This is a genomic window from Lactiplantibacillus brownii (assembly GCF_031085375.1).
In the GTDB taxonomy this organism is placed as follows: domain Bacteria; phylum Bacillota; class Bacilli; order Lactobacillales; family Lactobacillaceae; genus Lactiplantibacillus; species Lactiplantibacillus brownii.
In genome coordinates, this window is record NZ_JAVCWF010000002.1 from 39,274 (window position 1) to 61,224 (window position 21,951).

A 21,951-nucleotide genomic window follows, 5' to 3' on the forward strand; every position below is an offset into this window, starting at 1 on the left:
TATATGGGTCTTGTGACCCAATAACGTATGCCGGTGTGTTAAACGGACGATAAGACCCCAAGTGAATTTCCTAGATCATGCATGATTCACATTCATTTGCCGTTTTAATTTCATCGTCTTCTGTAAACGTTCGAATGTAATAAAGTGACTTAATGCCTTTTGTCCAGGCGTAATTCCGTAACCGGTTAAGGTCTCGGGTTGTCATCTTTAAATTGTTATTGTCCTTCCACTCGTAAAGGTCAGGTTTCAAAACTGAACGCATAAATAGTGTCAGACTCATGCCTTGATCAATGTGCTTTTGAGCTACGGCATAGGTGTCAATAATTTTTCGTTGATCAATATCATATGCGGGTGTGTAGTAAGGCAAAGTTTCGTTAGACAGGTAAGGTGCTGGATAGAAGATTGAGCCTACCTTATTTTCCTGACGTTGTTCTACTAATTGTGTGATTGGATGAAGTGATGCACTTGTTTCATTGACGTACGAAATTGACCCGTTCGGTGCCACAGCGAGTCTATTACGATGATAAAGGCCGCCAGTAATCACAGCTTGCTTGAGTGCCTTCCAATCTGTAACAGATGGTAATTTAATATTTTTGAAGATTTTTGCAACTTTGGTACTCTTAAATTTAAAGTCTGCGTTCAAGTATTGATCGAAGTAACTGCCATCAGCGTACTTTGATTGGTCAAATTTAGCGAAGGTTTCGTGGCGTTCACGGGCAATTCGATTGCTCGTAACGAGTGAATAGTAGTTTAAAGCTAGGAAGTAGGCATCAGTAAATTCAAGGGCCTCTGGTGAGCCATACTCAATTTGGTGGCGTGCAAGGGCAGTATGCAGACCCATAGCCCCTAATCCAATCGTGTGGTAAAGTTCGTTACCATGTTTAACAGTCGGTACTTCCTTAACGTCGGTTGTGTCAGTTACGAGGGTGAGCGCACGAACAGCAACCTCAACTGAGTGACCGAAGTCCGGCGAGTCAATCATATTCATGATATTAGTTGATCCGAGATTACATGAAATATCGGTGCCAATTGTCTTGTACGATAGGTCGTCATCAAGTTTTGACGGTTCTTGAGGCTGTAAGATCTCACTACAAAGGTTACTCATAATAATTTTGCCATCGACAGGGTTAGTTTGGTTGGCCGTATCAATGTTCAAGATGTAAGGATAACCAGATTCTTGTTGGAGTTGAGAAATCTTTTGTTCTAGTTTCCGCGCGTTAAAAACTGACTTCTTAATATTGGGGTTAGCGACCATGTTGTTATATTCTTTGGTGATATCGATGTAAGCAAATGGCGTACGATATTCACGTTCGACATCATAGGGGCTGAAAAGATACATTGGTTCGTTAGTCTTGAGTAATTCATAATATTTATCAGGAACAATCAAACCGAGGGACAAGGTCTTCACCCGAATTTTTTCGTCTGCATTTTCCTTTTTGGTATCCAGAAAATGTAAGATGTCAGGATGGAAGACGTTGAGATAAACCACTCCGGCGCCGTTCCGTTGCCCAAGTTGGTTACTGTAGCTAAATGAGTCTTCAAGTAACTTCATCACTGGTACAACGCCAGACGAGGCGTTGGAAATCTGCTTAATAGGATCACCTGAGGCGCGCAAGTTTGACAGGTTAACGCCGACGCCCCCACCGATTCGAGATAGTTGAAGGGCAGAATTAACGCCGCGTCCAATTGAGAGCATGGAGTCGGCCACATCGATTAAAAAACATGATACCATTTCACCGCGCCGTTTTTTACCCGCGTTGAGAAACGTGGGGGTGGCAGGCTGATAACGTTGTGAAATCAATTCATCGGCAACGTCATTGGCAAGTTGTTCATCACCATTAGCGAGATAGAGGGCATTGAAGACGACGCGATCGACAAAGTCTTCCAGAAATTGCTGGCCATCATTAGTTTTCATGGCATATTGTGTGTAGAACTTGTAGGCACCGAGAAAGCTGCGAAAACGAAAGTGATGGTCTCTCATTTGGTCGAACAAGGACTGCACAAACTTGTGAGAGTATTGTTCCAGGATGCTTGGATCGATATAATCTTCGTCAACCAAGTAATTTAACTTGGCATTTAACGAATCAAATTGCTTGGTCTTCGGTTTAACTGTCTCTTCGAAATAAGCCTTTAGGGCTTCTTGATCATAATGTAGCGGAATTTCTCCGTTGCTTGGGATATTTACGAGGTTATTTAAGTAAAAATAGGTATTTTCCATTTCTGGGGTGCTAGTTACCATTAGGGATTACTCCTTCGTTGTTTGAAAACAAAATTGATTGCGATAGGTTAAGATGGCATCGGCAATGCGAGGAATGTCGTGTGCGGTGCCACGTAGCTCAAAATCGGTAATGTAAGGAAAATCGAAGCGTTTAGCATATTGTTTAGCCGTGAGTGCAAACTGCTTATTAAAATTACGATTACCGCTACCGATAATACCGTAGCAATGCTGGTAATTGCCTTCGTACGCGAGGTAATCTCCCAAAATAGTGGTTAATATTTCAGTATAACCGTTATTAACCCCATTACCACCTTTAAGAAAGGCTGGTAGGAAGGTAACAAACGGCTGGTCAAGAGTGGTGAATTCAGGGTGTTCTTTAACATTAATTGAACTAACCCGAACATGACGTTCTTTCTCAAAGTATGTTGTCAGTCTGCTAATAAAATATTTCGTGTTGCCACTCAAACTGATGTAGAGAATATTTATGGTTTCCGTAACTAATCATCGTCCTTTTTCTATATATAGTGGTTAGGCAATTATAATAGCACTATATGTGGTGTCTATGCAAATTGGTGGACGATCTGATTGATCTACAAATTGTGTTGAATATAAAGATTCATGCGAGGTGGCTAAAATGGGCCCACCGTTGGTATTTTAAGCTGCACTAAGAGACGATAAACGGGACTTTTAATGAATGGAAGCAAGCTCCCAGGACCCAGCTCACAGTTTGCACCAAAGGCCTTGTTATCAATTGAGAAGAGCACACTGTACGGTTCATGATCAAAAAATATTTTGATTATGTCTACTAGTTTTTACCTTTGTTTTAGTACAAAAAAACGTGCGTCCCCTAGAACTATTAGAAAGTTAATTTAAAATAGTCGAAGGATAATTAAAGGCATGCTATAATGCGGGGAAGAAAAAGAAGCCCTGCGTGAACGGAGCTTCTCAGACAAGCCGCTTTAAAGGCGGTGGTCTAGATTACAAAATACATTGTCGCCTTGTAACCGACCAAAGTTACGCAGGGCGGGTTTTTATTTGTGGTGCTTGTCGATATAGCTGAGGAGCGCGATTAAAAACGGGCCAAACAGCAATATCAACGAGCGTGTCTGGAAGGCGCTCATTGGCTGTGAAACCTTCCTGAAGATCATTCCATGTTCACATGGCCTCACCTAGCAGGGGATCAGACTGTCCTTTATTAAAAAGTGCAGCGACTTTTTCGAAATACGATTTATCTAATAGATGCTCATTATGTTTCGGTAGATTGTAAAATTAATCCGAACAGCGTTCGGATTAATTTTACAATCTACCAACTATGAAACCCCATATGAAGTATTTTTTGACAAACCGTTGCACTTAGTTTGACAATTCGCCGACTGGATTGAAGTCAATATTTGAGACAGATTTTAAGAGACATTCAGAACCGCGTTTACCTTCCACAGCTCAAATAAATCATTAATCGTGATTAATAACTTATTTGAACCATGGAAAGCATTAAATCAGGCGGCCATTTGGCTCGTAAGTGTTGCGATTTCAACTTGTAAGGGGGTCTGGTAGCCCAGTGAACTATGAATTCTCTTCCTATTGTAGAAAGCATGCACATATTCAAAAAGGACAGCAGCGGCAGTTTCATAATTCTCAAAGACCGGCACTGGATAAACACATTCCTTTTTGAGGGAAGCATGAAAAGATTCCATTGGCGCATTATCATACGGACACCCCTTACGGCTGGAAGAGTGGCGGATATGTAGTTCTGTTAACCGTTGGTTGTAATCATCGCTGGTGTACTGTGATCCTAAGTCTGTGTGGATAATCAGGTCCCCAGTAATGGTTCGATTTTTAACCGCGCTTTCCAGGGTCTTTAAGACTAAATCAGTAGCCATCTTTTTTGAGAATGAATAGCCGATAATTCGTCTTGAGTGCAGATCCATGATGGTTGATAAGTAACACCAGCCATTACGCTTCGTTTGAATATAGGTCATATCAGCGGTCCATTTTTGATTTAAACCAGTGGTCGAGAAATCCTGCTTAAGCAAGTTGGGACGCTGTTCAACCTTGGTTTTGGAAGCCGAAGCCGCTTTCCATTTATTGACGGTAACGGAGTGGATATCCAGTTCCTTCATGAGCCGGGAAATCCGTCTTGGGCTGCACCGACGCTGCAGTGGTTGAAGTTCCAGATTCAATTCATGGTGGATCTTCATAACGCCGTATCGCTGCTTGAATTCCGCAAAGATCCGCAGAATCCGTTGTTTTAAGTCCGCATCTTCGGCCCGGCGTTTTGAAGGCTTTGGGGATCGATAACGATAATACTGAGCTCTGGAAACACCGAGGATTCGGCACATCTTGGTTACCTGGTGGTGATGGCTTTCTTGGTGAATTTAATCAAAGATATTGGTTACTTCTGCGCAAGGAAGCCCAGGGCTTTTTTTAGGATTTCGTTCTCCTCAGACAGCGAAGCCAGTCGCTTTTCCATCGCTTTGATTTCGTCTGGCGATTTACCGGATTGAGTTTTGGCCTGACCCTGGATCCACTTATGAACGGTTGAATAGCCAATGCCATATTCTCTGGCCAGTTGGGCGGCTGATTCGCCTTGTTTATATAGGTTGATAATGTTTTGTTTGAATTCTTTGTCGTAACGAGTTGGCATGTAAAAATTCCTTCCTTTTGAGAGACGATTTATTCATTATACGCTCTCTTAAAAGTTGTCTCAGGAATCAGCTTACATCCAAAAATTAAACGATACAGTTTAAATTGAAATTTGGTATATTTCTTGTTTCTTTAATCGGAGTGATCGTGAATATCATAATTGTTCTAAAGTAGGTTTTATTTTGTAAAAAAATAGTACCTTAACTCTTATCCAAGGAAAAAGGTGGCTACTTCGTTGATGTCGGTAACACGTTTGTGGTTTTGAAAGTTGTTGTCTCAATACTTCTTAAGAGAGTGGCGTATTCTAGTACGTTACTCTTTTTTTTCAAAATCATGTATTACCGCAATATGTGTATCTAGAACACACTATCTTTTTTGTTTACATATGATACACTACAAATTTATCAATTATGTAAACTAGCAGTTCTTTAATTAATAAATATATATAGTAATGAATATGAGGTGTTGGTAGCGTCAAGAATCTTGTGTAAATGAAATGCCTTCGTACATATAATATGTATCTAACTTAAATAAATGATGCTTCCAAGGTGTCCTGGAGTCCTTTGAACCCTCGGTGGATCCGCTTCAGAGACTTCTCGTTATAAACATTAAACTGAGAAACCAGGAAGCGATCCAGTGAATCTTCCGTTGGAAATTGTTCTTTGTGGTGGGTGGTGCGCTTGAGATGCTTATTAAAGTTCTCAATCAGGTTAGTGGAGTATAGTGATTGCCGGATAGCTGGTGGAAAGTCCATGAAAGTGAGTAAATTCGGCATTTTAAGCAGATCTTTGATTAATTTGGGATAGGTCTGATGCCAGTTGTTGGCGAACTCATTCAGTTTCAGTTCGGCTGCTTCACGGTTGGCGGCCCGATGAACTTGTTTAAAGTCACTGATCACGGCCTTGCGGTCTTTTACGCGAACTTTGTTCATCAGATTCCGCCCAACATGAACCAGGCAACGTTGTCGTTTGGCTTTAGGGAAATGCCGATTCAAGCCTTCATCCAAACCAACTAACCCATCGGCCACAAACAACAGCACATCTTTAACGCCCTGCTTGATCAAGGTTCCCAGCAGTTCAGTCCAGATTCCAGTCGATTCCGTTGGCGCCACTTGGTAGTTCAGCACTTCTTTCGTACCATCTGGACGAATGCCAATCGCAATATGAACGGCTTCTTTTTGAACGGTATCCCGCTTTAACGGCAAGTAAGTGGCATCTAAGAAGATGGCCGCATATTGTGAAGCCAGTCGACGTTGCTAGAAAGCTTGAACCTGTTCATTGACGGCTTTAGTCATGTTGGAAACCGTGGCTTTGGAGTAGTGAGCACCGTACATTTTCTCAATGAGTTCGGCAATTTCAGCAGTGGTCATTCCCTTGGTATACAACTGAATGACCGTTGTTTCTAAATTATCACTGTGCCAACCGTAGGCTGGCAAGGTATGATTTTCAAACCGGCCATTGCGATCTCGAGGAATGGTTAAGTTAAGTTGGCCGTACTTCGTATCAAACGAGCGCTCATAACTGCCGTTGCGGTTATTACCAGTGTTAATCCCAGCGTATGAGTAGCGTTCGTAACCCAAAAACTCTGCCAATTCGGTTTGAAGCAGCTGGTTAATCGCAATTTCGAGGTGGTGACGAAAAACTTCGTCCAAATCTTGCTTTTGGGCTAGTGCAGCGATAATTTCTGTGGTAAGTTCATTCATGGGGAATGCCTCCTGTGATGTTTTCTGTGATTACTAAATATCATAAGGGAAGGCATTCCCTATTTCTATACAATTCAGAAATCTTTTATGCATTTACACAAGATATTTTACGCTCTCAAATTAAGTGGGGCTAACAATAATCGGCCAGAACTGCAAAAAATGCTGGCCTATATTCGTGAGGGTGATATTGTAATGGTCACTGAATTAGATCGCTTGGGACGGAATAATCAAGACCTAACTAAGATTATGAACACCATCCAAGCCAAGGGTGCTACCTTAGACGTCTTAAACTTACCCTCCATGACCGGAATAGCGGATCCCAACTTACGGCAACTGATGACCAACCTGATTATTGAACTCTATAAGTATCAAGCCGAAAGTGAACGGAAGCGGATTATTGATTGGCAGCAACAAGGCATTGCGCTTGCCAAATAGCAAGGTAAATATCATGGTCGGAAACCTCAATATGCCGAAGATGATCCCCGTTTACTACATGCTTTTAAACTTTATCAGACGGGCATGAGTGATGTAGATGTTGCCCGTAATACAGGTATTAAGAGAACGACCTTTATTCGATATCGAAAGAGATTCGATATACAAAGATGATGTTTAAATGAGATAATCGTAGCAGAGTAGTACTCTATGTCAATAGCGGCGATAAAATGTCGTTTTGGGCGTGCGGACATTTTTCTGGGCTTTTACCGCTGCTATTTACACTCTATACAAATGGTTCATAATTAAGAACAATCAACCAAGATAATATTGATAATGTCTTGCTACACTAACTTGATGTTAAAAATTAGCAAGCTTCTAAATTACAAAAGTCCTTGGATCAGCAACAACGGCTACAATTAGCAACGCTTGCCGAAAATCGACAATTAAAGGGCCCTATTCAAAGAATAAGTAGTTTGCTTGAATCTTCTAGTTCAACTCAAAAACGACAAGCAGCTAAGAAAATGACAACTTGTCAAATAGAGGAAATCCCCCGTGTTTTAAAATCAAGTTAGCCACCCGCACTATCGTTTCGAGAAAATAAAAAATCAAGACGAGATGTCCCGTTATCATTGAAGTTCATACACAAACAATGAGAAAAGAGGATATCGTCTTGATGCATAAACAGCTTATCACGTCTCGCCCCAAAGGTCACCACTTAACCGCCGTTGAACGTGGCCGAATTGCCACGCTTCATGCTGAAAGGGTATCCTAACCGACAGATTGCCCAAGTCTTTGGTGTTTGTCATCAGACAACCGCTAATGAACTAACTCGTGGCACTGTTGATCAAGTAAAGAGGGTTAATGATAAGCTGAAATATTATCGCCAATACGTCCCAGAAGCTGCTCAAACACGTTACAAACTAAATCGGCTGCCACGTAGAGAGCTGAACTATCGCACTACTGAAGAAGTCTTTACTGCTGAATGTCTTCGAGTTAGGCGTCGAACTGCTAAGGTTGCGACTGCTGATTAATCACACAGTCATAGATATCAGGACTTCTCGTTCTATGTATGCGAAGTGGCTAACTGGTTCTTGCAGTTTTGGATAGAGGAAATCCAAGCAATATCAAGAATAAAAATTACAAGCAAGATAAAAATTATGTTGTCGATATTGGTGAAAGACAAAAAAATACATAAAAGTAAAACTAATAAGAATTGGTGGAATATTTGGAGATTTTAGATTGCTAGAAATAGTATTATTTCGAACAAATTGGGTTAGAAAACTAGGATGTTTTCAGTAAAACACATTATTAACCGTATTGAAGATTACATCGATGAAATTATTTGGGAGATTGCTTGTTCAAATCAAAATCACTAGATAGTATAGTTTTATACTTTTTATCAAAACTATTAATTTGCTCTATTATTAAATTTTTTAGCAATTTTTTCTTTTCTACTATACTTTTATAATCTTTAGGCTCTTTTCTAAGCTCTTTTTCTAAATCTGTATGAGCATTTCCCGTAATTATTTTGAACGAACATATTTCGTTTCTTTCTGACGGAGTAAGATGATTAAGTGAAGTAATTCTTGAGTTATATTGTGATGCATAATCACGCCAATATTTTTGGAAATTATTTATAATAATGTAGGGCTGCTCACTACTTTGATTATTTTCCATATTATTTTGAGGATTAAATATTTGAACTGCGTTTTCAAGCTCATATATCCTACTAAGGAATCCCATGGAATTGTTTAAAAGCGAACTTAAAGAATTAAGTTCATTTATTTTAACTGCATTTTCAAAATCATTTTGTTTAGATTCATTTAACTGATACTTTGTATTAAAGTATGCAAAACCAATTGCTAGAGTAGATCCCAAGTACCCACCCCAAAATCCTAACCAACCATCATTAGAACCACTACTAAATATACCCCAAGAAAATATACATAGTGAAATCTGTAATATAAATGGAATGAATATAAAAAAAATAATTGCCAGTGATACAGCTAGGTGTTTTTGTATAAATTTACTCATTCTTTTAGTCGTTTTCATTTTATATCATTTCCTTTTTCTTAAATTATATATTAAAAATTACATAAAAAACTTTTAATATCACAGAAAGTTATTAAAAATTCAAGAAAGTAAAACATAAGCAATGGTAAAGGGTCTATATCTCAAATCTCCTCTCGAAAACACTGTTATAATAGAAAATAAAAAGAGGCTAGTTATGTCACAGCCTCCTATTATTGTTTTTTAAGCAACCATAGACCTTAGGTTAGTTAGAATTTAATTAACCACTTGTTAAACTTTGATTCTAATATCAAGGTAATATCAGGATCTTCTTTCTCCAAAAAGCCGTCTAATTTATCAAAAATTTCAAGCACATTATATGCTTGTTTTGTTAAATCAATTTGATCGATGCTTTTTGTCATTGAATCTTTTAATTTTGAGGGTATGTTCCTCACATGACTAATCAATGTCATTAACTTTAGAACATCTTTTTCGGTTACCTCCTTGGACCATTTAATTTCTTTAACAGCTAATATAGTATCTTTTCGATTTTGCTCAAGATTTCCTAATCCCTTCAATTTTCCTTTAATTGTATCTGGATTGTTGCCATGATTAATAGTTGCAAGTTCATCTCTCATTACCGTAACTTTTTTCCCATCTTTATTCTCCACTTTATATACAGCATTAAATTTAGCAGCACCATCACCTAATTCACTATTAGAAACAATTAATCCTGTCGTAACAATTACACCCTCATCAATTTTTGTTCCTGATTTTTCCAAGAATGAAGCATTAAGTTTGGAATCACTGACGTGCATGCTATTCAAGTAAAAATCCTTGTCTATGTCGTTAGAAAGATTATGAATTAGTATCAGTGAAATGTACAATATAATCGGGTTATCATATGTTTTATATCGATTTTGAGTAACCACAGACCTCAGAAATTCATTATTACCATCTTTTGAACTTATGAATCGAAAATTAAAGATTTTATTATTTATATCTTTATCTTTAGATAAATTTGTTAATTCATCAACTAATTCTTTACGTTTATCATTTTTTAACATGAAATCTGAAAATTTGTTTATCTCTAAAAGAAGATCCAATAATTTTTTCTTCGCATCATAGATAGTTTCAACATTCGGAATTAAAGTTTTCTTATCCTCTTCTGAAATCACTGAAAAAACAACCCTATAATTATTGTTCCCAGTGGCAACTCTTTTAAAATCTATGTTTTCTAAATTGTTTAAAGATAAATTATAATCGTACTTTTTGTTGTCTATTTCGTTGAATACATTTATTGCAAGTTTAGTCCCGCCAATATTCAAATCTTCATTTAAGGGAAATTCTTTTTTTATATTTTTAAGCAATTCATTTTGCTCAGTGACTCGGTCTAATAAACTTAATGTGTCCTCTTTTGAGGCTTTAGGATCATTATCTGTATACAGATAATCTTTTTTGTTAAGATATGCCATCTAGATCACTCCTTTAAAAATATTGTCTCTAATAATAAGAATACTACTTTTTAGAAATAAAACTTGCTAATGATGGAGGAGAGCTTAAATTTAGATATTAATTCAAGCTAGTCATACTAGTCACCTTTTAACGTCTGATCTTTAGGTTTTCTGAAACCAACTAATTTAGAGTAAAGGGTTTTATAACTTGTGCAACAAATCGTCCTACCCATCAAAGATTCAAATGTTCTCAAAGAGGTGCAAGATACCTTATTTAATAATTTCAAAGCTGGGCGCCATAACTATACGATTTTTCAAGTTGGTAAAGCAACCTTGTTACGGGTGAGCGATGTTATGAGGCTTCGTTGGACCGATGTCTTTAACGAAAATGGTAGCGTGTGTCAGAATGCGTTTATCCACGACCAAAAAATCGGCAAAGCTAACTTACTATACTTGAAACCTGCTCAAAATGACTTATTAGTCTATCAAGCTTGGCTGCAGGAAAATCATTTAATCTCTGACTGGTTGTTTCCTTCCCTCCAGCACCCAGAGCGCCATATCACGGAAAAACAGTTCTATAAAATCATGAGTAAGGTTGCCGATTTATTAGGGACTAATTATCTAGGGACTCATACCATGCGTAAAACAGGGGCATATCGCGTCTATACACAATCGAATTATAATATTGGCCTAGTCATGAACCTGTTAAATCATTCTAGCGAAACGATGACTTTAGCTTGTTTAGGATTGGATCAAGCTAGTCAAGAAACCATGCTGGATCAAATCGATTTTGGTTAGTAGCTTTTTTATTTGGTTGCTGTTATTACAAAAGTTGGAACCATCGGGGTACCCCACCAACCGTTATAGCCAGTATTTGCAATATTAACGTTTTGATATTCCAAGTCTTTAAGAATACGCACATATTTACTAGTTTCGTAGCCTATGTCCATGATTACTAACTGACCTTTTTGTTTTTGAACCCTTGCTATGTTTACAAGCGCTGCTTTCCGTTTCTCAAATGGCTTAATATTATGCAGTACCAAACTAGATACAATCAGATCAAATTCATTATCGTTGAATGGCATGTTTAAGATATTAGCAGTTTTCAACTTTACCTTGTCAGCCAAATTACTATTTTCCATTATTTTTTGAGTAGCTGCAATTGAATTGCTTCCCTGATCCTTATTACTCCAGATATCAATTCCTATTATTTCGCTTATATTTGCTGCTTGTCTGTTAAATTGCAACATAAAGGCACCGTGACCACAGCCAGCGTCTAATATTTTACTGTCTTTTTTTAAATGAATACTGTTAACAATGGATTTCATTATTCTATACTTACCAATTATTGAAGTGTGCATGTATTTAAGTCCACACAAAACTAACACTAAGACCATAATGGCTGAAACGGTGTTAAAACCACTTATTAACATCATAATTCCAATAATTAAAGCTGGCCCAAAGAAAAAAACCAAGCCTATTGGTGCGTCCATCTCCCAAATACTTTTCATTAAAATCTCCTATATCAATGTATTTATTCTTTAAAGCATATCATTTTTGTTGCTAATGTAATCTTTAAACTTAGATTTCAAATCAAATCCATTTCCTATAACTAATCATCGTGATACTACATCATGAGTCACCAAAAGACTTCTTTCTGTAACTAAGAATGGATAAATTGTTCTCTTCACTTATAATATAGAGAACTAATTAGCGCTAAACATCTTAATTTTTCAAAATATATTTTGATGATCTTCCCTTGCCAATAAGTTTTATCCGCTGACTTTTCTTCAATTCACTAAGAGCTCGTTTAATTGTTATATCGCTGTATTGCGGGATCAGGGCCGTGAGCTCACTTCTAGACAAGGGTTTTAATTCTTGCGTTAATGTTGTAAGAATTAAATCCGTTGCCGACACTGGTTTGTCTTGTACCAGATTGAGCCGATCATTAAGATTGCGATATGCTTGCAAGATAACACCCAGAAAATAATCTAAAAAGGGTGCATAGTCATTCTGGTTATTTTGCCAATTTAAAGAACTCTGCTTGAGAACTTCATAATAGGACTGCTTGGTTTTCTCAATTAAATTTTCAAGACTGATATACTTTCCAACGTTGAGTTGTGCTTGATACATCGTTAACAGCATTAACAACCTCGACATACGGCCGTTACCATCACGAAACGGGTGAATCGAAACAAAATCAAAGATAAAGGCACCCAATAAAATTAGTGGTGAAAAAGTTTGCTGATCAACTGCTAAATTATAATTGATACAAAGTTCCTGAACCAATTTCGGCGTTAAATACGCTGCTGGTGGTTGGAAACGGACTTCCTGCCTACCGTCTGCATATTCGGTAATGATTTGATTATCAGAATCTTTGAATTGGCCACCCCAGGTGCTGTTGGTATAGCTAAACAAACGTTTATGCAACGTTAAAATTGAACTGTTGTTAATCGGAATATAGGCATATTGTTCATGAATTAAAGCCAATACGTCCCGATAACCTGCAATTTCTGCCTCACTGCGATTACGCGGGCTAGTTTTTTGATGAACCAATTGTTTTAACCGAGTGTTACTGGTATAAATCCCTTCAATACGATTAGAAGCATCAGTACTCTGGACTTTAGCAACATTAACCAAGTGATCTAGGGCTTCTTTGTAGGTAATTGACGTAGCTGATAAACGACCTTTAAGTTCATAAATTTGGTTCAACTTGTCATTCATTGAAGCAGCTATTTCTAAATTATTTAAAGTTTTATAATCAAATTTTTTCAGGATCATCTCACTCCTTTCGGTATCATTTTACATTATTTGATACCGAAAATATACAAATGATACTGATAAAACAAATAACATCTAAGAAACCACCTAAAAAGGCACCTCATATTCGAGGTACCTTTTTAGATTTAGCTTGTAATCCGTATCGAATTAAGTTACGAACAAGCCCACCGGTCAACTTTTTAATGGCTTACGATCTGTCAACAAAGCAATCGGCGACAGAATCAAAACGATCATCGCTCCTACTAAATAGGTATGACTGAAGGCCTGGCTGATTTGTCGATTCTTAGTATGCTTAATTTTTCTCAAAGCTGTCGTTAAAGCTGCTTTTTGCGCCAATTGTTTGAGACCTACTAACAATTTTTTCTGCCCCTGCCAATTTTAGTAACTCAATTTGATTTGCTAATTTTTGATCAGTGGTACTGACCCGCGCATAGCCATATTTCATCTTTTTCTCTCCTTAACTATGTCATTAAGTAATGACACGGTTCTAACTCTTTTTTGATACTAATTCTCTTTTTCACCAACAGATTAAGAAACAAGCTGCTGAGATATTTGATGATCTAGATCTAAATATTTCAATTTCCATAATCATCTTTATTTCAGAAAAACATAACTGACGGAAGTTTACCTTTGAGATTGAGAATCCAATTTATAGTGAGGCCAACCAAATAGAACTAAATCGTCATTTCAAAGCATGCTTAATAATAAGAATCTCCATGCTCATGAATTTCCAGATAATAGAGATTGATAAATGACATCGGTTGAATTTTTAGGTGAAACATGGCATGAGTATGTTGTCTGGCAGATTGAAGACCAAAGAGCTTTAAATCATATCAATAATTTAATAAAACTCATTCAGATCGATGGGTTAGGATGGGGTTTAAGAAAGCTAAAGCCCCTTTTTATTCTTGATAAATTGTCGAATACTGCTGATATAAAATAGATATAACCGTTGTTATGTCAAGGATGCAACTGCTGGTTGTCAGATTGCTCAAATAATATGCATGCATTCTTAGAAGACCTGTTAGATAGTAATGTGGTGGAAGGGAAGTTTTGGTGAATGATTTTAGGGCAACGAATTCGAGAGGAACGTGAAAGAAGGAACTGGACTCAAAATGACTTAGCTGAACTATTAAATGTTAGTAGACAGTCTATTTCAAAATGGGAAATTGGCTCAGCCTATCCTGATATTGAAAGATTAATTCAGATTAGTGATTTATTTGAAGTTAGTTTAGATAGTCTTATCCGTGGAGACGAAAAGTTTCAAAAAAAGATTAAAGTAGAGAGCTCTAAAGTTGGTATGACCTTTTGGGACTTTATGAGTTATCGCTGGTGGGTAATCTTTGTTGTTGCATGGTGTTTGGCTTGGCTGTTACCAGTCATCATTCATGCACTTAAATAAAAAATAAAGGAGTGGCCGTGATGTCAGAGTACATTTTAAATACAAAACAATTAACTAAAAAATTCAAGAATAGCATTGTTTTAAATCATATTAATTTGGAAATACCGAAAGGGAAGGTTTATGGATTACTAGGAATTAATGGAGCTGGAAAGTCGACTACTATGAAGATTATTACCGGAATTATTACCAGTTTTGAAGGTGAAATGAAATTCAATGGACAACCATGGGGACGATCAAGTTTAAATAAAATAGGGGCCTTAATCGAATATCCGGCAGCATATGAGAACTTAACAGCATATGACAACATGAAAATTGTTGCTTTAGAAGAAGATTTACCACTTGACGGGATTCCAATAACCTTAAATCGTTTGAATATCAATGACACTGGTAATAAAAAAGTGAAAAATTTTTCATTAGGTATGAAACAACGATTAGGAATTGCCATGGCGATGTTGAAAAATCCAGATTTTTTAATTTTAGATGAGCCTTTTAATGGCCTTGATCCCTATGGAATTAAAGAGTTAAAAGAATACTTAAAGGAGCTTACTGAAAATGGAAAGACAGTCATGATTTCCAGTCACATTCTTCCGGAACTTCAAGATATTGCGGAGTATATTGGTATCATCAATAATGGTTCGCTAGTTTACCAGCAGGCAGTGACAGGCAAAGAAGATTTAAACCAAATATTCTTTGAAAAGACCCAGGAAAGGAGTTAGTCATGCAGACAGCTTTAAAAATTGAAATGTTAAAGGCAAAGGGCAGTACTTATTTGAAAACTGCTTTGGTCCTGCCTTGTATTTTCTTAGTATTTACGTTAATGACCATATTGTCATCAACAAATCCTACAGGCATGGCTGATGGAGTTAGCATCATTCAATCTAACATTTTTAATCTGTGGGGATTAATATTGTTGCCAATTTGTATTGTGGTGATCATTAGTAGTGATTTTCAGCAAGAATATAGAGCGCTAGGAAGACAACGAGCTCTTGCTAACAACTGGTCTCTGAAATGGATATATCTGGCAAAAACATTAAAATTCTGGTTACTAGTTTTATTCTCTCAACTAATTCTAATTGTTATTGTATTGAACAGTAATTTATTGACAACTAAAATAGTTGGCAATTTTCCATTGTTGTTTTGTACTTCTTTAGTTATTTGGATTGGCAGCTTACCACTAATCGTAATTAATATGTATTTACTAAGCTATCTGAATGCCATTATGGTCAGCATACTAAACTTGTTTATTTCTATTGGAAGTACCTTTTTAGGAATAACACTAGCCCCATGGTTCTGGATTGATCCATGGGTATACGCATTGCGGACAACAACACTACTAAGGAGTAATCCAAACGGAACAATTCTAACTACCGGTAATACCTTGGTAAATGATACTAGCTTTATATATTTAATACTGTTATCTGTTACTTTTTGGGTAATAATTAATTATTTATACGCAATAATTATCGACAGAAAGGTGGCGTAGCATTGCTTAAAGTAACTTTTCTTAAAATTAAGCATCAACCATTTCTCCTAGGTGTTTTGACCTTAGTTATTGGTTATGGATTGTTAATTGTTTGGAAGATGCGATCTAATCCTGATAATAGTGATATTTGGTTTAAAAATGGTCTAGTCTATTTAAATTGTCTTACCCCCTTTTTGATTAGCTTAATTATTGCTATTCAAAGGAAATTTGAAGATCAAAGGCCTAATTTTTATAGTGTTTTATCATCTCCTAGCCGAACAAAATGGTTGTTAGCTTTCTCACTAGGAGCCTACACCATCTGGTTAATGAATCTATTAACCTTTAGTTTGTTATTTTGGATTTTTACCAAGGTGCCCTTTAGTGAATACGTTAATTTATGGGTGAGCGAAGCATTTTTAGGAATGATTTGGGTACCAATTATTGAATATTTTGGAATTATTCATAGTTATTTAGCAAGCATAGTTGTTGGCGTTATGACCATTCCGTTTACGATCTATTATGGAACGACTCAATTAGGGATTGATTTATGGAGAATGATACCTTGGGTATATAGCATAAAAATATATCTAATCCCTAAGTCACAATTAATTTGGATGATTTTAGTCATTTTGATTTGTACGTTACTGGAACAATTATTGGTTAATTGGTGCTTTAACAATTGGACAGGTAGATAAGGAGAGATTAAAAGTGAATCAAGTAAAAAATATCGCTATTTTTATTTCGTGGGTTTCCTTAGCAAGCATTATTGTTTTATTTGCTATCCAAACTCATAGTTTTAATCAAATCATGGTATTATTTTTAGTGATTTTACCAACATTGTTAAATGTGCCCTTAATTTTTAAAAGCCGGAACAAAACCGCAACTAATTTTCAATTTCTTATGATAGGGATTAGTATTGCGATATTCCTATTAGCTATGGTGACGTCAATACTCGAATCAACATATATTAATTATGTTCGTTGGGGAATGGGATTAGCGTCAATTATGGGTATATCGATCAATGCTTACTTAATTCATTGCAGTACAAGAAAGAGAAAAGTTTAACCAAAATCGATTTGGTCCAGCATGGTTTCTTGACTGGCTTGATCCAAACTCAAATAAGGAGAGCGTAAAATATCTTTTATGCATTTACACAAGATATTTTACGCTCTCCCTGAGTTTGGCTTTACTCCAGCTCAGGGGGTTCACTTTACCTCATATTCGAGGTAACTTTTTAGATTTAGCTAGTAATCCGTATTAAAGTTAATGGCTAGCTCCCAGTTCAACTTTTTAAGGGCTTACGATCTGTCAACAAAGCAATTGGTGACAGAATCAAAACAATCACCGCTCCTACTAAGTAGGTATGACTGAAGGCCTGGCTGATTTGTCGATTCTTAGTATGCTTAATTTTTCTCAAAGCTGTCGTTAAAGCTTCTTTTTGTGCCAATTGTTTGAGACCTACTAACAATTTTTTCTGACCCTGGCTTATTTGCTGATTACCCAAATTAATTTTTTGAGAAGCTACTGACAGTTTAGATATAGCGGTATTTTGATTTCCTAATTTGGTTAAGGTAAGTGCTAGTTGCTGGTTACCCGCTTTTAAGTTGTCAGTAGCTAGTGCTAACTTTTTCTGGGCTTGGTAGACCTGGTGAAGATCGGTTCCCTTTTGGGGCCGTGGTAAATCAACTTGAGATTTGGCCGCTTGTTTAAGGGCACGTCTTAGGTTCGTCTGTTTGTTTTTAGTTGTTAATTTGACTGATCCAGTAGTGGAAAATAGGCTGTTCAATTGTTGATGAGCCACTTTCTTTACTTTGGGTGATAATTGCTGTCGATCAACAATTTGAATGGCATCTTGATGAATATGCTGCTTAGCTGTATTGACATTATTATCAAGGACCGTTACTAGAATTGCAATTCCTAAACAGGTGCCAATTTGACGCGCTGCGTTAACAATTCCCGAACCAATCCCACTTTTATTTTTGGGCAAATGCTTAACCGAGGCCACTAACGAAACCGAAGAGAACCCAAAACCAACACCGTTAATCACCAGAAAAGTAATGACAACAGCTTTAGGCGTTGTGGTAGTGATAAACGACAAGAGTAGTAAACTAGCTGCCATGACTAAGAGGCCAATCAAAGTAACCGGAACTGCGCCAACTTGATCAAATAACTTAGTTCCCAAAGGCATCGCTACCATGATTGTTAAGGAAACTGGAATAATAATTAGGGCTGCATGTAACGCTGTATCGTTCAGAACGTCTTGTAAAAAATAATTTAAAATCAGGGTGGGGCTAACTAACGCAAAGCCAGTTAAAAAGTAAACTAAACTAGAAGCAGTTAAGGTTTTTTCACGAAACAAATCTAATTCAAGTAGTGGGTGTTTGACTTTACTTTCGATAAGGATGAACAAACCAATAGCTAATAAGCCGCCAATGAGTGTTCCTAAGATGATGCCCGATTGCCAACCATATTGGCGGCCTTCTAGTAGGCCAAAAGTTAAACCACCCAAGCCTAGTGTTAAAAGAATCGTTCCTGGTAAATCAATTCTCCCCGCCAAGGATTCGTCATATGATTCCCTTACCCCCATAGCTATAATTAGAAAGGCTACAATGGTTAAGGGGACATTAATGCCGAATACCCAGCGCCAAGAAGCATATTCAATAATCACGCCACCAATCGGTGGCCCCCCGGCAGCGGCTAAAGCCGTTACCGCGCCCACAATGCTAGCAATCTTGGACATATGCGCTTTGCCAAATATTTCAATTCCCATTGGTAAGACAATCGGGGTGATAATGGCACCGCCTAATCCTTGAAAAAATCGAAAAGCAATCAATTCTGGTAACGACGTTGCCAGCATACAAGCCGCTGAAAAGCCGCCAAATAAGGCTAATCCTAATAATATAATTTTTTTACGACCATAACGATCAGCAATCTTTGAACCCGTGATCATAAACACGGCTAAGGCTAACGTATAGATGGTGGCAACCCAACTTGTATCAGTTAGACTGGCATTGAAATGGGTCATAATTTTGGGTAAAGCAATGTTGACGATGGTACTGTCTAAGGTACCCATAAACATCGCAATGGTTAACCCGATGAAACTGATAATTTTAGTAGCTTTTGACATCTATCAAGCGCTCCTTTCGGTAACAAATGAATATAAAGGAAACATTTGTTACCTTTATTTGCAGTCTTTAGTATAATTAGCCCTAAGCATTAAAACAATCCTTATTGGCTAAGTGCTACAGATTGCTATAATTTGTTACCGATAGTAGAGGAGATGTTAATAAAATGAACGGCAAGCAGCGTATGGTTGAGCAGTCTAAGCAATGGTTATGTGACGCCCTTATAAATTTAATGACGAAAGAGAATTTTCAGGATATTTCTATTACTGAAATTGCCCAAACCGCTGAATTATCGCGAAAAACATTCTATCATTCTTTTAAAAATAAAGAAGCGGTCATTAATTACCTGTGTGATCAGTTGTTCGATCAGTACTTTGAACAATTACTCCAGCAGAAACCGCAGGTAGGGGAAATGATGTTAAAAACTACTTTTGACATTTTTTTAAATTTTTGGTGGCGAAAACGGGATTTAATTCAATTATTGATCCGCCAAGGCTTATTTGATCACATGAATGAAATTTGGCAGCAAAAAGCAATCCCCCGTTATCAACAGTTTGCGGCTCCTTGGCATGTTCAGGGCACTCCTACCCAAGTGAATTATGTGATGGCTTTTCAACTAGGTGGTTTTACCAATATTCTACGTGTCTGGTTAGGCCAAGATCAGCCTGAGTCACCAGAACAAATTAAGGACTTAATGTTATTGGCTGCTCAGCAATTAGCTGATAGTTTGAATAACAACTAAGCAGATTTAGGACACACAATCTCTAATTAAGCTTGTTTCTATCCCCACTCATCGCTTTATCCTTTTGAATATCAACCATTACTACCTAACAATTGGCCATTTACTTATTTAAATCATTTCGGTGAGACCACAACCGACCAGAAGCTACTAGAAAGACGGACATTAGCAAACATACACAACAAAGAAAAAAGATATAAAAAACATGCTGTGCTATATTCAGTCATTGCATATCATATCATGCTATGATATGCTTTAACTGTAAACAAGGAGGCGCCCTATGAAAATAATTACTTTTTCTGCTATTAAGGGAGGGGTTGGCAAAACAACCTTAACTTTCAATTATAGTGAATGGCTGTCTAGCAAAGGCTATAACGTTTTGCTGATTGATAGCGACCACCAATGCAGTCTGACCCAAACCTATGATATTTATAAAGACCATGGCACCTTAGCTAACATTTTTACAAAAGATAGTGAAAAAGTAGAAATTATTGAATTGCACAAAAACTTATCAATTATTCCTGCTTCTATGAATTTAGATATGGTCAACAATGATCTTCAAACGAGAGCCAACAAAGAATTACTAATGTACATGTGGTTCTCAGACAATTATGACAAACTGAAAAAATTTGACTATGTATTAATAGACACACATCCGGATTTTTCGACAATCACGCAAAATATGATTGTAATTTCAGATTTAGTATTTAGTCCGATTGAACCAAGTGAATACGGTTTTATTTCCAAAAGTAATTTGGAATTAAGAATGGAACAATTAAAACAAGAAGTAATTAATGTTGAAAGTCGTAAAAGCTTTATCACAGCAGAACTAAAATTTATTGGAAATAGAATAAAACATAATACTAAATCCTCACATGAATTTGTGGAACAAATGAAAAAAGATCCCAGAACCATTGCCTTAATTCCTGAAAGGGAAGTATTCAATAAAACAACTCTTAATCATGAACCGCTGATCAACATGGAAAAAGGCAAAAGCTCAACTCCAAAAGCAAGGGAATTTTTTGAGAAAATTGACAAAATATTTGATACGTTTACTAAGCAATAATCATATCATGCTATGACATAGTGTGATATGCTATCGAAAGGATCAACATCATGGCATTTGAAGATAAAATGGACCAATTAAAAAACAGTATGAACAGCAATCCAATAACAAATGAACCTCCTACACCTAGAGTTTCAAAGTCTTATACTTTAAAACAAAACGTTGCTAATGAATTGGCCAGACGTGCCAAAGGAAAAGAGTTAACAGCTTCCAGATATTTAGAACAGCTATTGAAAAAAGAGTTCAATCTATAATTATGATCAGCCAGAAAATGCATAAGTACAACAGCAACTACAATAAATGTTACATTTTTTGGTTAATTTAATTAAAACATCGATTGAATAATATTTGCTAGTATATTCAATCGCTTGTTGGTTCCAAACCAAGAGCTGGTAAAGTATACAAGATCAAATGATGTTGCTGGAAGATAAGCGCTATGCTAGACTAAAACTAATTTAACAACCGAATAGAAGATAAAGCTAAACAGAAAAAGTCCTTGATTCACGGGGAATCAGGGACTTTTGGTTTAGCAAGTAGCTATCAGACAGCTACTTAGATTCAGTCGATTTTAACTTGGCGGTGAAAATCGACTGAACATTGTTCTTAATTTGTAGGTTAATTATACCGCAAACCAGTCCTAGAGGACAAGTGAAGGATAGTTAAAAAACAAATCAAAGCCAATGGACTAAGTAGCTAACCGAAGCTATTTAGTCCATTTTTTGTTGTTAGAAATTAAAAAAGTTGCCGAATGGGCAACCAAGAATAGGCACATGCTGGTAAATTACAAAGCCCTCACGGCTAAATGAATGCTTTGTAATTTAGTTAAAGCATATCAGATTTGTATTTTAAAGCAAATCTAATGTTTTAGCAACTCTCTTTCGAGACAGTGTGTGTCAGTTGAGAAGGGAAGTTTT

Annotated in this window: 21 protein-coding genes and 5 pseudogenes; 13 read left to right on the forward strand and 13 right to left on the reverse strand. The window is 36.8% G+C overall.

The window, feature by feature from the left end:
- Nucleotides 1–70: 70 nt before the first annotated feature.
- The 6 genes and pseudogenes from nrdE to RA086_RS14235 form a co-directional block, all read right to left on the reverse strand.
- Nucleotides 71–2,218, reverse strand: a complete 2,148-nt coding sequence (gene nrdE / locus RA086_RS14210; RefSeq protein WP_029508458.1) for a class 1b ribonucleoside-diphosphate reductase subunit alpha — start codon at nt 2,216–2,218, stop codon at nt 71–73.
- Nucleotides 2,219–2,245: 27 nt separating this feature from the next.
- Nucleotides 2,246–2,704, reverse strand: coding sequence for a class Ib ribonucleoside-diphosphate reductase assembly flavoprotein NrdI (gene nrdI, locus RA086_RS14215; RefSeq protein WP_071665479.1), 459 nt, complete (start codon nt 2,702–2,704; stop codon nt 2,246–2,248).
- A 545-nt stretch (nt 2,705–3,249) separates the two neighbouring features.
- Nucleotides 3,250–3,366, reverse strand: a complete 117-nt coding sequence (locus tag RA086_RS14220) for a putative holin-like toxin (protein WP_222843448.1) — start codon at nt 3,364–3,366, stop codon at nt 3,250–3,252.
- 348 nt (nt 3,367–3,714) lie between these two features.
- Entirely contained in the window at nt 3,715–4,593 is an 879-nt protein-coding gene (locus RA086_RS14225; protein WP_308704531.1) for an IS3 family transposase, read from the reverse strand.
- A gap of 17 nt (nt 4,594–4,610) precedes the next feature.
- Entirely contained in the window at nt 4,611–4,862 is a 252-nt protein-coding gene (locus RA086_RS14230; RefSeq protein WP_002816285.1) for an IS3 family transposase, read from the reverse strand.
- A 525-nt stretch (nt 4,863–5,387) separates the two neighbouring features.
- Nucleotides 5,388–6,563: pseudogene (locus RA086_RS14235) on the reverse strand (IS256 family transposase).
- A gap of 117 nt (nt 6,564–6,680) precedes the next feature.
- Here RA086_RS14235 and RA086_RS14240 point away from each other — a divergent pair.
- From RA086_RS14240 to RA086_RS16000, 3 genes and pseudogenes are all read left to right on the forward strand, one after another.
- A pseudogene (locus tag RA086_RS14240) lies at nt 6,681–7,169 on the forward strand (recombinase family protein); the annotation flags it as partial.
- A 221-nt stretch (nt 7,170–7,390) separates the two neighbouring features.
- Complete coding sequence (locus RA086_RS14245) at nt 7,391–7,570, forward strand: DUF536 domain-containing protein (protein WP_236684210.1); 180 nt, start codon at nt 7,391–7,393, stop codon at nt 7,568–7,570.
- A gap of 101 nt (nt 7,571–7,671) precedes the next feature.
- Nucleotides 7,672–7,927, forward strand: a pseudogene (locus RA086_RS16000) (helix-turn-helix domain-containing protein); the annotation flags it as partial.
- Between the two features lie 409 nt (nt 7,928–8,336).
- On the opposite strand, the gene RA086_RS14255 reads toward RA086_RS16000, so the two are convergent.
- Both RA086_RS14255 and RA086_RS14260 read right to left on the reverse strand, forming a co-directional pair.
- A complete protein-coding gene (locus tag RA086_RS14255) occupies nt 8,337–9,050 on the reverse strand; it encodes a hypothetical protein (protein ID WP_308704523.1) in 714 nt (237 codons plus the stop codon).
- A 227-nt stretch (nt 9,051–9,277) separates the two neighbouring features.
- On the reverse strand, nt 9,278–10,483 hold the full coding sequence (locus RA086_RS14260) for a hypothetical protein (RefSeq protein ID WP_308704524.1): 1,206 nt from the start codon (nt 10,481–10,483) through the stop codon (nt 9,278–9,280).
- Nucleotides 10,484–10,672: 189 nt separating this feature from the next.
- Between RA086_RS14260 and RA086_RS14265 the strand changes: the two genes are divergently transcribed.
- Nucleotides 10,673–11,260 carry a site-specific integrase gene (locus RA086_RS14265; protein WP_308704525.1) on the forward strand — a complete coding sequence of 196 codons (588 nt, stop codon included), beginning with the start codon at nt 10,673–10,675 and terminating at the stop codon, nt 11,258–11,260.
- An 8-nt stretch (nt 11,261–11,268) separates the two neighbouring features.
- Here RA086_RS14265 and RA086_RS14270 read toward each other — a convergent pair whose 3' ends face one another.
- The 4 genes and pseudogenes from RA086_RS14270 to RA086_RS14285 form a co-directional block, all read right to left on the reverse strand.
- On the reverse strand, nt 11,269–11,973 hold the full coding sequence (locus RA086_RS14270; RefSeq protein WP_308704526.1) for a class I SAM-dependent methyltransferase: 705 nt from the start codon (nt 11,971–11,973) through the stop codon (nt 11,269–11,271).
- Between the two features lie 214 nt (nt 11,974–12,187).
- Nucleotides 12,188–13,243: a Fic family protein gene (locus RA086_RS14275; protein ID WP_065492996.1), complete on the reverse strand. Its 1,056-nt coding sequence runs from the start codon at nt 13,241–13,243 to the stop codon at nt 12,188–12,190.
- A gap of 171 nt (nt 13,244–13,414) precedes the next feature.
- Nucleotides 13,415–13,615, reverse strand: a pseudogene (locus tag RA086_RS14280) (MFS transporter); the annotation flags it as partial.
- Nucleotides 13,581–13,688 (reverse strand): annotated as a pseudogene (locus RA086_RS14285) (recombinase family protein); the annotation flags it as partial. The pseudogenes RA086_RS14280 and RA086_RS14285, both read right to left, overlap by 35 nt.
- 306 nt (nt 13,689–13,994) lie before the next feature.
- Here RA086_RS14285 and RA086_RS14290 point away from each other — a divergent pair.
- From RA086_RS14290 to RA086_RS14315, 6 genes are all read left to right on the forward strand, one after another.
- Nucleotides 13,995–14,186, forward strand: coding sequence for a type II toxin-antitoxin system RelE/ParE family toxin (locus RA086_RS14290; RefSeq protein WP_228966449.1), 192 nt, complete (start codon nt 13,995–13,997; stop codon nt 14,184–14,186).
- A 117-nt stretch (nt 14,187–14,303) separates the two neighbouring features.
- A complete protein-coding gene (locus RA086_RS14295) occupies nt 14,304–14,645 on the forward strand; it encodes a helix-turn-helix domain-containing protein (RefSeq protein ID WP_057811373.1) in 342 nt (113 codons plus the stop codon).
- A 20-nt stretch (nt 14,646–14,665) separates the two neighbouring features.
- Nucleotides 14,666–15,361 (forward strand): ATP-binding cassette domain-containing protein, encoded by a 696-nt coding sequence (locus RA086_RS14300; RefSeq protein WP_105923799.1) that lies wholly within the window; start codon nt 14,666–14,668, stop codon nt 15,359–15,361.
- A gap of 2 nt (nt 15,362–15,363) precedes the next feature.
- Nucleotides 15,364–16,128 carry an ABC-2 family transporter permease gene (locus RA086_RS14305; RefSeq protein WP_105923800.1) on the forward strand — a complete coding sequence of 255 codons (765 nt, stop codon included), beginning with the start codon at nt 15,364–15,366 and terminating at the stop codon, nt 16,126–16,128.
- 2 nt (nt 16,129–16,130) lie between these two features.
- Nucleotides 16,131–16,802, forward strand: a complete 672-nt coding sequence (locus RA086_RS14310; protein WP_265256409.1) for an ABC-2 family transporter permease — start codon at nt 16,131–16,133, stop codon at nt 16,800–16,802.
- A 13-nt stretch (nt 16,803–16,815) separates the two neighbouring features.
- Nucleotides 16,816–17,172: a hypothetical protein gene (locus tag RA086_RS14315; RefSeq protein ID WP_105923802.1), complete on the forward strand. Its 357-nt coding sequence runs from the start codon at nt 16,816–16,818 to the stop codon at nt 17,170–17,172.
- Between the two features lie 217 nt (nt 17,173–17,389).
- On the opposite strand, the gene RA086_RS14320 is transcribed toward RA086_RS14315, so the two are convergent.
- Complete coding sequence (locus RA086_RS14320) at nt 17,390–19,234, reverse strand: MFS transporter (RefSeq protein ID WP_308704527.1); 1,845 nt, start codon at nt 19,232–19,234, stop codon at nt 17,390–17,392.
- 164 nt (nt 19,235–19,398) lie between these two features.
- Here RA086_RS14320 and RA086_RS14325 point away from each other — a divergent pair, with 164 nt between their 5' ends.
- From RA086_RS14325 to RA086_RS14335, 3 genes are all read left to right on the forward strand, one after another.
- Complete coding sequence (locus RA086_RS14325; protein ID WP_070084858.1) at nt 19,399–19,974, forward strand: TetR/AcrR family transcriptional regulator; 576 nt, start codon at nt 19,399–19,401, stop codon at nt 19,972–19,974.
- A 277-nt stretch (nt 19,975–20,251) separates the two neighbouring features.
- Nucleotides 20,252–21,037 (forward strand): ParA family protein, encoded by a 786-nt coding sequence (locus tag RA086_RS14330; RefSeq protein ID WP_015474752.1) that lies wholly within the window; start codon nt 20,252–20,254, stop codon nt 21,035–21,037.
- A 50-nt stretch (nt 21,038–21,087) separates the two neighbouring features.
- Nucleotides 21,088–21,291 carry a hypothetical protein gene (locus RA086_RS14335; protein WP_015474751.1) on the forward strand — a complete coding sequence of 68 codons (204 nt, stop codon included), beginning with the start codon at nt 21,088–21,090 and terminating at the stop codon, nt 21,289–21,291.
- Nucleotides 21,292–21,951 lie beyond the last annotated feature (660 nt).